This is a genomic window from Desulfitispora alkaliphila, from assembly GCF_050433185.1.
Classification (GTDB): Bacteria; Bacillota; Desulfitisporia; order Desulfitisporales; family Desulfitisporaceae; genus Desulfitispora; species Desulfitispora alkaliphila.
On the sequence record NZ_JBNPXS010000033.1, the window covers coordinates 18,696 to 33,657 of the forward strand.

The 14,962-nt window shown below is 39.2% G+C and carries 14 protein-coding genes and 1 CRISPR repeat array; of the genes, 2 read left to right on the top strand and 12 right to left on the bottom strand.

Translation table 11 applies throughout. The features are described 5' to 3' along the window. Nucleotides 1-89: 89 nt before the first annotated feature. The 9 genes from GGQ84_RS11575 to GGQ84_RS11615 all read right to left on the bottom strand — a co-directional run bounded on the left by GGQ84_RS11575 (nt 90) and on the right by GGQ84_RS11615 (nt 12,266). Entirely contained in the window at nt 90-1,607 is a 1,518-nt protein-coding gene (locus GGQ84_RS11575) for a 4Fe-4S dicluster domain-containing protein (protein ID WP_429162805.1), read from the bottom strand. A gap of 186 nt (nt 1,608-1,793) precedes the next feature. Then, nucleotides 1,794-4,215: a CRISPR direct-repeat array (repeat unit 32 nt; unit sequence ATTTCAATCCACGCACCCGCGAGGGGTGCGAC). 171 nt (nt 4,216-4,386) lie between these two features. Continuing rightward, the gene (gene cas2 / locus GGQ84_RS11580; protein WP_429162807.1) at nt 4,387-4,677 is read right to left on the bottom strand and encodes a CRISPR-associated endonuclease Cas2; all 291 of its coding nucleotides are present in this window, start codon (nt 4,675-4,677) and stop codon (nt 4,387-4,389) included. A gap of 14 nt (nt 4,678-4,691) precedes the next feature. After that, on the bottom strand, nt 4,692-5,723 hold the full coding sequence (cas1c, locus tag GGQ84_RS11585; RefSeq protein WP_429162809.1) for a type I-C CRISPR-associated endonuclease Cas1c: 1,032 nt from the start codon (nt 5,721-5,723) through the stop codon (nt 4,692-4,694). Beyond that, on the bottom strand, nt 5,720-6,385 hold the full coding sequence (gene cas4 / locus GGQ84_RS11590; protein ID WP_429162811.1) for a CRISPR-associated protein Cas4: 666 nt from the start codon (nt 6,383-6,385) through the stop codon (nt 5,720-5,722). The genes cas1c and cas4 overlap by 4 nt, the downstream gene beginning before the upstream one ends. Beyond that, nucleotides 6,385-7,251, bottom strand: a complete 867-nt coding sequence (gene cas7c / locus GGQ84_RS11595; RefSeq protein ID WP_429162813.1) for a type I-C CRISPR-associated protein Cas7/Csd2 — start codon at nt 7,249-7,251, stop codon at nt 6,385-6,387. Before cas7c ends, cas4 begins: the two co-directional genes overlap by 1 nt. Continuing rightward, nucleotides 7,252-9,012 (bottom strand): type I-C CRISPR-associated protein Cas8c/Csd1, encoded by a 1,761-nt coding sequence (gene cas8c / locus GGQ84_RS11600; protein ID WP_429162815.1) that lies wholly within the window; start codon nt 9,010-9,012, stop codon nt 7,252-7,254. Nucleotides 9,013-9,037: 25 nt separating this feature from the next. Continuing rightward, complete coding sequence (gene cas5c, locus GGQ84_RS11605) at nt 9,038-9,685, bottom strand: type I-C CRISPR-associated protein Cas5c (RefSeq protein ID WP_429162817.1); 648 nt, start codon at nt 9,683-9,685, stop codon at nt 9,038-9,040. Between the two features lie 11 nt (nt 9,686-9,696). Continuing rightward, nucleotides 9,697-11,904, bottom strand: coding sequence for a CRISPR-associated helicase Cas3' (cas3, locus tag GGQ84_RS11610; RefSeq protein ID WP_429162819.1), 2,208 nt, complete (start codon nt 11,902-11,904; stop codon nt 9,697-9,699). An 80-nt stretch (nt 11,905-11,984) separates the two neighbouring features. Continuing rightward, on the bottom strand, nt 11,985-12,266 hold the full coding sequence (locus GGQ84_RS11615; RefSeq protein WP_429162821.1) for a Smr/MutS family protein: 282 nt from the start codon (nt 12,264-12,266) through the stop codon (nt 11,985-11,987). 162 nt (nt 12,267-12,428) lie between these two features. Here GGQ84_RS11615 and GGQ84_RS11620 point away from each other — a divergent pair, with 162 nt between their 5' ends. Further along, nucleotides 12,429-12,719 (top strand): nucleotidyltransferase domain-containing protein, encoded by a 291-nt coding sequence (locus GGQ84_RS11620; protein WP_429162823.1) that lies wholly within the window; start codon nt 12,429-12,431, stop codon nt 12,717-12,719. Next, a complete protein-coding gene (locus GGQ84_RS11625) occupies nt 12,703-13,098 on the top strand; it encodes a nucleotidyltransferase substrate binding protein (protein WP_429162825.1) in 396 nt (131 codons plus the stop codon). The genes GGQ84_RS11620 and GGQ84_RS11625 overlap by 17 nt, the downstream gene beginning before the upstream one ends. Here GGQ84_RS11625 and GGQ84_RS11630 read toward each other — a convergent pair. The 3 genes from GGQ84_RS11630 to GGQ84_RS11640 form a co-directional block, all read right to left on the bottom strand. After that, nucleotides 13,073-13,249 carry a hypothetical protein gene (locus GGQ84_RS11630; RefSeq protein WP_429162827.1) on the bottom strand — a complete coding sequence of 59 codons (177 nt, stop codon included), beginning with the start codon at nt 13,247-13,249 and terminating at the stop codon, nt 13,073-13,075. The genes GGQ84_RS11625 and GGQ84_RS11630 overlap by 26 nt on opposite strands. A 226-nt stretch (nt 13,250-13,475) precedes the next feature. Then, the gene (gene pduL, locus GGQ84_RS11635; protein WP_429162829.1) at nt 13,476-14,054 is read right to left on the bottom strand and encodes a phosphate propanoyltransferase; all 579 of its coding nucleotides are present in this window, start codon (nt 14,052-14,054) and stop codon (nt 13,476-13,478) included. Nucleotides 14,055-14,134: 80 nt separating this feature from the next. Further along, on the bottom strand, nt 14,135-14,962 hold an 828-nt coding region (locus GGQ84_RS11640; protein ID WP_488168092.1), incomplete at its 5' end, for an aldehyde dehydrogenase family protein.

Here is a 14,962-nt window from a genome sequence, read left to right on the forward strand (position 1 = left end):
TTCCCTAAATAGCTGATTTAATGCAAAAAAAATCGACCTCCAACTTAATGTTAAAGGTCGACAACTTATATATAACTTACGGTATATACCTAACGATGCATTTCCTCTTTTATATCTTCTTTTATCTTTCCTGCCAATTCATTTTCTGCGGCATCTCTTTTATCTGAACTTTGGCTAAGTTTTTCAAGAAACCTTTGTGCCATTTTATGGTTAACTATTGTTCCTGGTCCGCCAATACATCCACCCGTACAGACCATTCCTTCAAAAAAGTTAGCTTGAGATTTCCCAGAACTCATTTCTTTAAGTTTAGCCATGCACTCTTCTAACCCTTGGGCTGAATCAGGATTAAAAACACTTTTTTCTTCTTCAGTTAAAAGTTTTTCTATAGATCGGGTTACCCCACCAGCTTTAGCAAAAGCTCTAGCTGCTTGGGATGCATTAGCTTTTATTTCTACTCCATCTTCTGTTAGCTGACTTAAATCTATATCTGCTGCTTCAAACAAGGCAGCTAGTTCTTCAAATGTGAGAACAGAATCCACAACTCCACTATCCCTAGCTTCTGATTTTTTTGCTATACAAGGTCCAATAAAGACCGTCTTCGTATCTGAATCTCTCTTTAAATGCTTTGCTAGTGCAACCATAGGTGAAATTGTACTAGAAATATTCTTACTCAAATCAGGAAAGTGCTTATCTATCATACCTACAAAAGCAGGGCAACAAGAGGTGGTCATAAATTCTTGTTCACTTGGTACCTTTGCTTTAAATTCCTCTAATTCTTCTAAGGAAACCATATCTGCACCTAAGGCTACCTCATAAACTTCAGCAAACCCTAGTTTCTTCAATGCTTGTATGACCTGTTCAGCCTCGGTCTTGTGACCAAATTGACCTATAAAAGCAGGAGCAATCATAGCCACAACCTTTTCATCTCGCAACAGCTCTATCACTTTTACAATTTGTGACCGCTCAGTGATTGCTGCAAAGGGGCATCCCGATATGCAGGCACCGCATTCTATACACTTATCATTATTAATTTCCGCTTTTCTATCATTAGTTGCCGTTATAGCTCCCACTAAACAAGCTGCTTCACAAGGTCTATTGATTTCCACAACCGCACTATAGTGACATGCTTTTTTGCAAATACCGCATTCAACACATAATGTTTGATCAATATATGCTTGACTTTGCACAACGGAAATAGCATCCTTCGGGCAGGCTCTTTGACATGAGTGGTCTAGGCAATTCTGACACGCATTAGTAATAAAGAATTTATTAATCGGGCAACCTTCGCAGGCTATATCCATGACGCTAACTTGATTGTGATTCACATCCGGCTCTTGAAACGACATCTCTAATAAACTGCTCAGTCGCTGTTTTCTATACTGAGTTTGCGGGTTTAGGCCTAAAGCACTTTTGATTCTTTCTGCATAAATAGCTTTTTCCTTATACTCGCAACAGCGGTATTTTGTGTCCCCTTGAGTTTCTAGTAATCTGTCAGGAAGGTCATCTATCTTTTGTGCTAATTCGTTTTTCAATGCTAGTTTAGCTACTTCTTCCATTACCCGTTTTCGCAATTTAAATTTCTCAGAAACATTCTTCTTATTAGCCATGCCTGTCCCCCCTCTCAACTTTTTAGAATTATTATAAACTACACCAAGCAAATTGTATCATGCCCTGAAGCAACAAGTCAATTTTTTGACCATTCCGATATATTGTACCGAAGTGTGATAGATTTTCAATACATACCCATGCAGGGTGCGACATGAATTAGAAAAATAAACACAAAAACAATATATATTTCAATCCACGCACCCGCGGGGGGTGCGACGGCTGATGGTATGACTACCCTTGGACCAATACCATTATTTCAATCCACGCACCCGCGAGGGGTGCGACAACACTAGACAAACAACTTCTATATAACGACAAAATTTCAATCCACGCACCCGCGAGGGGTGCGACTTGTTATTTATGATAATAGCATTATTCCTAAGATATTTCAATCCACGCACCCATGAAGGGTGCGACAAGACCAGTCAATGCGGAGTCTATGAGCTGCCAATATTTCAATCCACGCACCCGCGAGGGGTGCGACCCACAAAACCCTATATAATAGTAAGTAAGATAAATTTCAATCCACGCACCCGCGAGGGGTGCGACAGGCACAGTGGGTTGATACTGGAGTTGACATCACCATTTCAATCCACGCACCCGCGAGGGGTGCGACGTTGAAAGGGTGGCAAGCACTGGTATGCCAATAGATTTCAATCCACGCACCCGCGAGGGGTGCGACAGCAGCAGACCAGGAGCTACAATATTTACCGCTTAATTTCAATCCACGCACCCGCGAGGGGTGCGACTGCCACAAATGTGACAACTACCTTTCCACAATTTATATTTCAATCCACGCACCCGCGAGGGGTGCGACACTTCATACTGGCAAAATGCTTTAAAGCTAAACAAGATTTCAATCCACGCACCCGCGAGGGGTGCGACGAGAACTTAGCACATGAATTGAGAAAGTTGTATAGTATTTCAATCCACGCACCCGCGAGGGGTGCGACTAGGGGACCAAATTTTTTACGCTACTGTAATTATATTTCAATCCACGCACCCGCGAGGGGTGCGACGCGTGCCCTGGTGGACTTCCAGCTGGTTTATGTTATTTCAATCCACGCACCCGCGAGGGGTGCGACTTCGTCTAAGGTTTTTCTTACGCCGTAGTCTGTTAGATTTCAATCCACGCACCCGCGAGGGGTGCGACTTAAGGTGATGCAAGATGGCAAATAAACAAATGAATTTCAATCCACGCACCCGCGAGGGGTGCGACTTGATGATGATAATACAGATGCTTTAGAAAACGCTAATTTCAATCCACGCACCCGCGAGGGGTGCGACAGTCAAATTGACTATACAAGAGGTAATACACTATCAGATTTCAATCCACGCACCCGCGAGGGGTGCGACGGCGGCCTGGTCGCTCAAGCTAGGCTTGACACGTATTTCAATCCACGCACCCGCGAGGGGTGCGACGTTTCTTCAATCTTTTATCATCTTCTACCAAAGATTTCAATCCACGCACCCGCGAGGGGTGCGACGAAATCCGAAAACTGGAGCTGAGCTAACGCAGGAATTTCAATCCACGCACCCGCGAGGGGTGCGACGGTTTCAGATTCCAGATTACAACTGAACAAAAGCATTTCAATCCACGCACCCGCGAGGGGTGCGACGTGCCGCACAGGTATTCGTTTGTAAATAAATATCTATTTCAATCCACGCACCCGCGAGGGGTGCGACGGAGAAATACCGAATACTGACGGTATGAGATGGATTTCAATCCACGCACCCGCGAGGGGTGCGACGTGTAGGATTTGAAAACATATGAAAGGCAGTTTTGATTTCAATCCACGCACCCGCGAGGGGTGCGACGGCTTATAACATGGTACTTATCATCACCTAGCGATTTCAATCCACGCACCCGCGAGGGGTGCGACGTGGTTATACCCGAAAGACTAGACGTAAATAAATTTCAATCCACGCACCCGCGAGGGGTGCGACGTGGTAATGCGAGTTGTGTCAATGGTAGTTAATATTTCAATCCACGCACCCGCGAGGGGTGCGACAACAGAAAGGGGGAAAGGGAATGGCTAAAGTAAATTTCAATCCACGCACCCGCGAGGGGTGCGACTAAGGCTTGTGCCGATATAGTTAACGCAAGTGATATTTCAATCCACGCACCCGCGAGGGGTGCGACTAACTGTGCAAGTTTTTAACGAGCATATTACAGAATTTCAATCCACGCACCCGCGAGGGGTGCGACGGGCAGGGCTTTTCACCACCTAGATACAGCTAGATTTCAATCCACGCACCCGCGAGGGGTGCGACGTGCTATGTGACATGGATTGGGATAAAATCAGAAAAATTTCAATCCACGCACCCGCGAGGGGTGCGACGATAGACCGTAAGCAGGAACGGTGGTACTGCTTATTTCAATCCACGCACCCGCGAGGGGTGCGACACTGGCGGCCAAAGAGAGGGACTTTGATTTTTACATTTCAATCCACGCACCCGCGAGGGGTGCGACCACTACCCTTTGGAAATAGTTTCTGCCGACATATAATTTCAATCCACGCACCCGCGAGGGGTGCGACGCGACAGTGACCGCGGTTCTATAGGACCAGAAAATATTTCAATCCACGCACCCGCGAGGGGTGCGACAGCACTAATAAAAAACCTTATTATATCAATGCTTTTAGGCACTGTATCTGCGAACCTCTATTATAACTATACTTTTTTGCTACTTTTTTTGGTTCAAAGACACTCAAACCCATAAAACTCTTGAGTGCGAATATACACGTCTTTTTATGTTCTCTTTACATTCGCGCTATATTAAATCATAAGGAGGCCTTCTGGATCGTATGCCTCTTTACTGCCTACATGTTCTACTCTATTTTTCCAGTTCTTTCCCAAGAAGTAATACCTTAAGCTATCCTTTTCTTTGTCCATTATGTTCTCTAGTCTAAGTTTTAGTTCAGTAAATTGAGTCGGATCTACTAAACATTCAAAGACTGAGTTTTGTACTCTCTGTCCATAGTTTTCACATTGTTTGGCAATTTTTCTAAGGCGTTTTTGACCCTCAAAATCCTCCGTATTAACATCGTAAGTAACCAATACCATCATTTCCTCTCACCATCCTATTTAAAGAAAAATGGGGGATAACCATCTAAGTCACCTCGGATAAACCTTGCTAAAAGTAGTGCTTGAGCATAGGGAATTAGACCAACTTCAATTTTTTCACTTAGAAATGGGTGTGTTATAGTTTCGTGCTTTCGTTTTTGCCAAACTGATAATACTTGTTTCCTAGTATCTTGATCCATAATAATGCCGCCAGTCTCCTTTTTTATAAATCCTTTTCCGCTGATTTGTTTTCGATTGATCAATGTTAAGGCTGCTCTATCTGCTAAGTATGGTCTCAACTCCTCCATTAAGTCTAAGGCCAAACTTGCCCTGCCAGGCCTATCCCTGTGCAAAAAACCTACATACGGATCAAGACCGACACTTTCAAGTGCTGATTGAACATCATGTGCTAACAGTGTGTATAAAAAAGAAAGTAACGCATTCAGATTATCCTTTGGTGGACGACGACTTCTGATATTCATAAAAAAATCTTCTTTTTGCCATAGGATTAATTCATCTAAAACAGAGTAATATACTCTTGCAGCCTCCCCTTCTATACCCCTCAAATAATCTAAATCTTTACTTTTTTCTATTTTATTGACTTTAGAAGTTAGTCTCTCCGTAACTTCTCCTACAGCATCAGTCTTAATCGTCAAACTATGGTCTCTGATTGCCCTCCTTAAAACAGTTCTGCTATTTGCAATTTTAGCAGCAACTAAGTTCTTTGCAATATCTAAGCTTTCTATCTCACTATCAGCTTTACGATATTGTTCTCTTCTTAAAAGCACATTCCCCGAAACTGCTCCTGTAACTCTTGCATAAAAGCGGCCATTCTCGCTAAGAAAAGATAATCCAACATTTCTTTCTGTACACAGCTGCATTAAAGCTGGGCTGGCACCTGTATAGCCAAAGCAGATGATCCCTTCAAGATTATGGACAGGAATTCTAAATGTCTCTGCTCCATCAACTTTGATTACCACATTTTCTCCTTCTTTTGCTACATAAGAATTAGGGGTAGTTACATATAACACATTAAGCAGTTTCCTCATTTATCAGCTACCCCCTTCTGCACATAGTCTTTAACCTTCAGTTTTTTATTACCAACCTTCGGTTTGCAGATGTTCTCCATTGAACATAATTTGCAATGCTTCCCCACTTTTCCCTTAGGAGTTATTCCCGTTTTATAGACTTTATGCATATCACTAGCCATTTTTTTTACTGTTTCCCTTAAACCGCTATTTAACTCTATTTCTACTCTCTTTCTAATCTGATGATAATATAAATAACCTTTTTCTATGGATACGTGCAGCATTTCTTCTAGGCATATAGCTTGAGCACAGAGCTGCACCTCATCTCTTTCATCACTTTTAGGCTTTCCTCTCTTGTATTCAACTGGAATTGGATGCCAAAATCCAGTTTTCCCCTTTAAGAGCACACCCTTTTTTTCCACTCTTGAAAATTCAACTACATCTGCAATACCATATAAGCCTAATTCGTATGATGTTAACGGAACAGACCTAGCAATAGTGATATCGCCTCTAGTTTCCACTAAATAAGGATCATTCACTTTTTCGTGGATATGCTTTCCTTCAATTGTCTTCACATTCTCCTGCCATTGCTTTTCCACATGAATGAGAGCCCACTGCCTTTTACAAAAACAATAATGCTGTATTCCGGAAAGCATCAGTAGCTCATCTTCATCATAAACCATTATTGCACCTGTTCAATTAACCTAACACCTTTAGGCAGAGAATTCTTATCGATACTTACTTCATAATCGCTATAATTTCTAGCAGGGACACTGCTATCTCTTCTTTTGGCTTTTATTAAATCAAACAATATATGGGCAGGTGCGTTCCCTAGCTTACTCTCATGCTCAAACACTATTAATTTGCGCACCGCCATTTTTCCCCTAGCTGCCGAATGATCGTGCTCAAACATATTTGCTATTGCTTCCCATAGCAATTCTAAATCACCCTGAGTAAAATGCGTTTGCTTTGCCAAATGTGCAGATACATAACCTTCAGCTTTATATAAAGCATATGGAACAATATGCTTTCTGCCAATGGTCCTCTCTTTATCTATATCCTTTTCATTGGTAACAGCCATCCTAGTAATAGAAACTTCTTGTTGAACAATAGGATCTATACTCCTACCAAAATTGAACTGAACCGCGCCCCTAACCTGACCACAATTAATATCTGTAGACATAACAGCTCCAAATGCTCTAACATCATAAAAGTTTTTGCACATAAAATCCCGAAGCAAGTGTCTGTTCTCTTTGGCTTTTTTTTCTTCCTTTTTAGGATCAATCTCTAAGTAGTTGTATGCCAGCTTGTGTTGTTCATTAAGAACCGCACCTTCTTTTACATAAATTTTGTAGTTTTCACTGTCTTCCTTAGCAATTTCAATAAAATTTCTAACTTTTCTTTTTAAGCAAACGTCCGTTACAATTCCATGACCAGTTTCATAGTCAATTCTCGGCATATTACCCGCGTCAGGATCTCCATTTGGATTACCGTTTTCCACATCAAATAAAATTACAAACTCATATCTTTTTTCTATCTCCGCCATCATTTACTCCCCCTCTTTGATAATTTCATTTTTTCTATAGAATGCTTCCCTTTGATGATAGTATCCTAAAATAAATAGCCCTTGCCCCTCTGAATTAAGGTGCGCTGGAAAACTATCTAAATCTTTCACTATCTCTTGAATTCTATTTTCTATTGCATACCCGTACTCGTTTTTAGCAATATGATGCTGAGCCAGCTTCATGAGTACCGAAAAAACAGCCCTTGGAGAAGTAGATGCAGTGGCAAAATACCTGTCTTTTATAGTGCTGTTTAACTTTACATCCGAAGCCTCCCTCTGTGATTTTTCCAAAACTGCAAATAGTCTTCCCAACCTGTAAGCAACATTTGTGCTTTCTTCATTTAAACTCATAGTCAGCATTTCCTCCTTTTCTAAATCACTTTGAATTCTTGCATTCCTTTTTAAGTAAGCCTTAATAATTCCAGCCCTAATATGATTAACCTCTCCATCGGCTCTAATCCGATTAGTGATAGCGTAAAACAGACCTGCTGGGTATCTACCTCCCGTAAAAATACTTTTCATTAGAGCCCCACTTAGTATAGGTGGGGCTTTCTTGTCCTGAGATTTCTTAGGTATAACTTCACTAATTAATCTATATAAAGGCACTAACCTCATCCGTTCATCTCCACTGATAATCTCCATATCTCGATAGTGCTCCCATACTTTTTCAACCAACCTGCCAAAGCTATCTCTATGCCAAAACCTAACTGCAAGTCTCGCATTATTTGGGGATAGCCCTAGTATAAAAAAGTTAATATTCTCCTTTTCCTTTATTGGCTTTCCCTCTTTTAGTCTTGTTAGTGCATCTTTGACAAACCCTGTTGCCTTTGCATCAAATCCTGACTGCTCACCTTTCTCATTCTCCGATGGGTTAAACAGCTCTTGTAATAGATCTTCACACTCACCCGAGGTATCCTCTGCCCAAAAAACAGTAGTCGCATCACCAATCTGAATACGATGTCTCTTGCTATTTAACATGTAGTTTAAAACTGTCGTATAGGCAAATACAGCACTTTTACCAACTGGCGAATTAAATGCTTGCTTCTTACTGTAAGATTCAAAGGCCTTAGCATTAACGCCCACCAGCGTTGCTCCAGCACTATTTGCATCTCTAACACCCTTGATGTTAGGGTGAGTTGGTTCAATAGCTTCTACTCGCCCAGTAACCAAACATTGCCCCATATTCTTACTTTTATTATTTTCAAGATACGCTTCCCAAGTTGCTAAAATTTCTTCATCTTCATGTATATAACCTGACTCGCTATCTAATCGAAAAACTATGTTAGCACTCTTCTCCTTTGCTAGATCATCTAATTTAGTTTTTATAATCTCATTATCTAAACTCAACTCAGGCTTCCATTTATCTAAAAATGCTAATAATGCTTTCCCATTTGTATTTTCAACTTTTATTAAAATATTTTCGTGTAGTTCTTTAAATGCAGCGTAATTGCTTGGTGATGATGAATTCTTTTTGGGGTCAAAATCCCAACCAAAAACATATTTAAAGTTATCACATAAAAAGTACGAAGGCGGCTTCTGACCTTGACGTTTTTTCTGAACAGGAACCATCATGTCTTTCCAGCTTTTATCGTCATCTGACAACCTAACTAAGTCCAACATTTCTCCATTTTCAGAAAGAATTACACAAAACTTTACTTTTGCAATACTGTATCCTTCTTTTGATATTTCAATATTAGAGTCATTTGAAAGAATATTATAATAGTCATTTAAAGCTTGAATAATCATTACTCTTCACCTCCAGCATTTAAAATTAGGGTTCCTCAACTTGAATAATTCCTCGAAGCATCTCAGGTCTGAAAAATTTTGGAGTCATGTCATTTTTATAGTCAATATCCCAGAGCATCCAGCCTAAATCTTTATTTTCGGTTTGATCGCTATAATAGGAAACTGGTAGCTCATTCTCTACTAACTCAAACTTAGCTGGAAACTCTCTGCACCCAAAATACGGTTGATGAAAGCATTGTCCACTTCTGGCCCTTCTCAAAAATATGTTGTAATGCTTTTCTGGAGTATCTTCTTCCTGCGCCTTATCTGTAATTTCAAAGTGAGCTTCTATTACATAAGCAACATTCTTTAGCATTAATGTTGCCCGTTGAGCTCTATCTTTAGTTGCATTTTGATATAATTGAGTGTTTTCGCCCTTCATGACTTTTTTTACATTAGTACTTGATATAACTTCTTTAACCTCATTTCTACGTATATTGTCAAAGACAATAGGATTTAAGACATGAATTCTATCAATCACCCATTTTATAGCTGGTTTCCAGTGTATCGCTTCCAATATTCCTCTTGCAGCCGAGGGGGTAATTACATCATAACTCACTCTTTCTACTTTCATTTCAGGCCTACTAAAACAAGCGTAGTCCCCCCACACCTTTAACTTAATCCCAAAACCCATAGTCATCCTCCTCATATTACCAAAATACTTTTTGTCAAAACATCACTGTCACATTTGATCCCTGTACTCTCATCATAAAATCGCTCAGTATCTGTTAACCCATAAAACCTCTTATCTTGATCTATAATAGCAACTCCCCCTGAACTGAGAAGCTCTTTGAATTCATTCTCATATACATTAACTGTATAGGGCTGAAGCTTTCTAACTATCTGGTATACAATCGGCGCATATTTTAGTTGTTCAATTAACTTTTCGCACTCTTCATTGTCCTTTTCGGGAACTATAATCGCTATGGTTTTATTCTCAATTAGCTTAAATTCTTCAGCTATATCTGCGAAGGAATAATCTAGTTTATTAGCTTGAGCTTTAACATCTTTGACAATATCCTTCGAATCAGTGTTTTTGAGATTGTAAAGCAGATGAAAATATTTATTGATGCCCTCAATAGACAATGGGTCTTCAAAATTTCTAAATACGCTTCTAGCTTCACTGACATTTAACTCTATTTCTTTAGGCGGCTGAGCGTGTTTCTCCGTTGGCATAAAAACATACACATCAGCACAATCCACCCTCCCTTCCCTATTACATCTTCCAGCAGCCTGAGCAATGGAATCAATACCTGCAATAGCTCTATATACTACAGGAAAGTCCACATCAACTCCAGCTTCTATTAATTGTGTTGCAATAACCTTACATACTTGTCCATTTGCTAATCGTTCCTTTATTTCACTTAGCGTTCTTTGCCTGTGTAACGGGTACATCTTAGTGCTTAAGTGAAATACACCTTCCTTTTCCCCTAGCTTTTCATATAGAATCCTTGCATGCTCTCTTCTATTTACAATACATAAAACCTGATTATGGTCTCGTATATGGCCAATAAGATCTTCATCTTCTAATTCCCCTAGGTTGTTTACCCTAGTTCTTCTAAACTGTCGATAAAGTTCTTGGGGATTTTCCATTAGTTCTTGAATTGATATATCAGATGGCAATAATTTATCATTATTGAGATTTGGCTGAGTTGCAGTGCATAAAACTACACTGGTGTGATAGTGTTTAACTAATTCAAAAAGAGCTAATAAGCACACTTGCAAGTACTTTACTGGGAGCATTTGAGCTTCATCTAGTATAATTACACTTTTAGCTAAATTGTGTAGCTTTCGAGACCTTGAGCTCTTATTGGAAAATAGAGATTCAAAGAATTGAACACTTGTAGTTACCACAATTGGAATATCCCAATTTTCAGAGGCTAGCTTTAATTTTTGTTGAACATCTAAATCATTATCATCTACCTCTTTATCCTCAAATTGATAATTACTGTGATGCTCTAAAACATTTTCATTTCCAAAAATTTCGCGAAAAACCTTTGCATTTTGCTCGATAATGCTAGTATAGGGGATTACATATATTACCCGCTCCATCTCATTTATTCTTGCATGATTTAACGCAAAGGCCATAGATGACAGTGTTTTCCCACCACCTGTGGGAACTGTTAGTGAAAAAATGTGGTTTTTACTATCGGCCTTTTCCACACAATTCGTTAATATCTCTTGTCTGCGCTTGTTGATTTCACTTTTCTTGGCTGAGGATTTCATTTTATTCAATTCATCGTTTAAAAGCGATAATAAGTCCTCTATTGAGGAATACCCTCCCCTGTTATCGCCTTTTTCTCTATCCATAAAATACTCTGTATCTAGAAAATCTGCATCTACTAAACATGAGTACAACATCTTAATAAACAAATAACAACTAAAATACATTTCATTGGATTTTTTCAGTGGGAATTTTGCTGTAGCTAAGTCTGGTATTTTTATTTCTTTTGCATATGAAGAATAATTTTCTATCGATTTAAGTTTTTTGTTCATCCTATAATAAAGGCTTCCTTCTTGATTCTCACTTCCTGAATTAGGCAACCCACTGTGGTGTCCACAGATCGTATAACCCATAATTTTTGCAAAGGCCTTCTTGTCAGCATAAGCTTTGTAAACTTCTTTAAGTCCTGCCGTAGAGTGATCTACCAGCTCTTTGTCTCCTTCGAGCCTTCTCTGGAAGCCTTCTGAATATTTTCCTATATCATGAAGCAAACCAATTGTATAACCAAGCTCTTTTGCCCCAAACTTATCTGCAAATGATGCAGCTATCTCTGCTGTAGAAGTTAAGTGATCGTATAAGCTCTGCCATTTTTCTTTCGGCTCTCCCTCTCGTGAATGAGCATAATACATCGGCGTAGTACCTCCTCTCATATTACAAATTCTACAAAAAAATGACAGCTTCCTTTAGGGAAACTGTCGAATAATGTCAGCTATTGGTTTTTCTGCCCCCTACTCCATCGAAAATAGACAAACACCCTACCCCAGTTGTCTTTATCCTTGTCAATTCGATGGTATTTTTCCTTAATATCTTTCCTTTCTAGAAATTTAAGCACTCTCTTTTTCAGGGCACCACTGCCCTTCCCGCAGATAATCTCCAGCTCTTTTGCCTTTTTGTCCTCAGCTTCTTTAATTGCATCTACTAAAGCCTTATCAATTAGACATCCCTTGTTGTAAATAGGGTGTAAATCTAAAGATAATCGCCTTTTAGACATAGAATCAGCCTTTCTTATATTAATATTTAGCTGTTACCTTAGTAGTTTATGGACTTTTAAAGCTCCTGCCAAGGAGGCGATTCTGTAACTGCTTCGCTTGCAGTAAAAATATTACAGTGCTATAATTAGGTACAACTATTTATTTTCTGAGGGTGATGCATAATGAAAGATCCTGTTATAGAGAAAGTGAAGGAAATTGCTGCAAAGTATAAGGTAAAAAAAGCCGTTTTATTTGGCTCTCGCTCAAGGGGAGATCATTCCCCTATAAGTGATTATGATATTGCCATTATAGACACCCTTCCAGTTGAAAAAGAAGCTCGTATTTATCATGAAGTTGAAGAAATCGACACTTTGAAAAAATTAGACTTGGCATTTATAAAAGAAGAAGACCGTGATGAATTTAGCACACGTATTAAGAAAGACGGGGTGGTAATTTATGAATGTACAAGATAAGCTGTATAGTTTTAGTAATGCCTTAGCTCGTTTAAAAGAAGCAGCAGAAGAGTTGCATAAAAATGATTGCTCTGATGTAATTCGCGATGGTATGATTCAAAGATTCGAATTTACTTACGAACTTGCTTGGAAAACAACTAAAGCATATCTTGAGGACTTAGGAATAGTGGGTATTAATTCTCCAAAGGCAGTTATTAAAGAAGCCTTCGCGCAAAATATTATTAAAAACGAAGAAACCTGGCTCTTGATGATAAAGGACAGAAATTTAACTACCCATGTATATAAAGAAGCTTTGGCTAAAGAAATTGCTACTAGAATAACCGCTCAGTATATAAAGGAGTTTGAGGAATTACTTAATATAATATCCCTAGAATTTTAGGGGCGGCAACTTTTTTTGCTATTTCTACTGCTTTGTTTACATCCACTATTATAAGCACCTTACTACAACCTTCAGCATTTACTAGCTGGCTTATGTTTTGTATGCTACCCGCCCCTGTTTCAAGTCTACTAGGTAAAGTTATAACCGGCATCTCACAACTCCTCCTTATTTTTTTGTAAGCACAATAGATATTACTAGCTCTCAATCTTTTTCATATTTTATATCGCAAAAAGGGGCTGAAATCCTGTATTATACAGAATTTCAGCCCCTTTTAAGCTATTCATTCTTTTTCTGATGGCATTGAACTAGTTTCACATCCCTTGCCCTAAAGCTTATGCTCTGTTAAGTACTATATAATCAGGTTAGCTAACATTTTTTTAGATAATTGTAACATAATTATTATTGTTAAGACATGCTGCATTTGCCTCATCGGTATCTATATGCATTTCCAACTTATATTTATCGCTAACACGAACTAAAACCTGGTGAAAGACCAACTCTCTTAATCCTGAGGCTTTAACGCTTACGCGATCTCCATCTTTTAACTCAAATCTCGCGGCATCACTAGTGTGCATATGAATATGTCTGTTAGCTATTATTACCCCCTGAATTAATGTTACAGATCCCTTTGGGCCTACTAGCGTTATGCTAGCAGAGCCCTCCAAGTCCCCAGAATCTCTAATGGGAGCTTTTATTCCAAGCTTAAAGCAATCCGCCACTGACACTTCTACCTGAGTTTCCTTGCGCACTGGACCCAAAACTCTCACCTTTTCAATAACTCCTTTAGGCCCTACAAGAGTAACTTGTTCTTGACAAGCAAATTGACCAGGTTGAGAAAGGTCTTTGTACTTAGTCAGCTCCACTTGATATCCAAATAGTTTTTCCAAGTCTTGTTGTGATAGATGCACGTGCCTATTTGACACTCCTAATGGAATTTTGTGCTTACTTTCTTGCATTTGTTTTGTTACTGCTTCTGTGATAGCTGCAACTAGCTCATTTGTATTCACAGAATTTCACCTACCTTTATCTAGGCTGATTATTGCTGGAGTTGCAATCGTTTAATAACTTCTTGCACTACTTCTGCAATTTCGTCTTTATTCACTTCACAAGAAGTTGTTTCTACAGGTGCGCTAACTGGATTAGTTGCACTACTATTGCTTTGCTCTACATTTTTAATACCATATGCTAGTCTCTTTATGTTTACTAAGTTATGCGGACCTAGATTTTCAGAAATGCTGCTCCCACCCCATGTTCCACAGCCAAGAGTTAATGATGGTGTTAAGCCGCTACTATAACCAATGGCTCCGAAGGCTGATGGCGTGTTAACTAATATTCTAAATACAGGTTTGCGGATAAACTCTCTGATGATTTCGTCGTTTTGAGAGTGAATAGCAAAAGTATGTCCAACTCCACCTAGGTTTAAGAGCTCAATACTCATATGGCAAGCTTCTTCCCAATCTTTAACTGTATAAAAAGCCATTACTGTTGTTAGTTTTTCATATGAAAGCGGATAGCCTGGTCCATATCCATCAATTGCAGCTATTAGCAACTTAGTACCTTTAGGTACATTAATTCCTGCTTCTTCTGCAAGGCGTTCAGCCGAATGTCCAACTGTAGCTGGATTCATGCCTCCCTTTGGAGTCATAATCAAGTTGCTTATTTTCTTAATTTCTTCTTTGGCTAGAAAATATGCCCCTTGGGCTTTGAGTTCATTCATCACTTCTACTTTTATTGGCTCGTCAGCTAAAATAGCTTGTTCAGATGCACATATCATTCCATTATCAAAGCTCTTGCTTGTAATAATATCTGTTACAGCTTGTTTTACATTAGCAGTACGCTCTATAAAAACAGGTACATTGCCCGG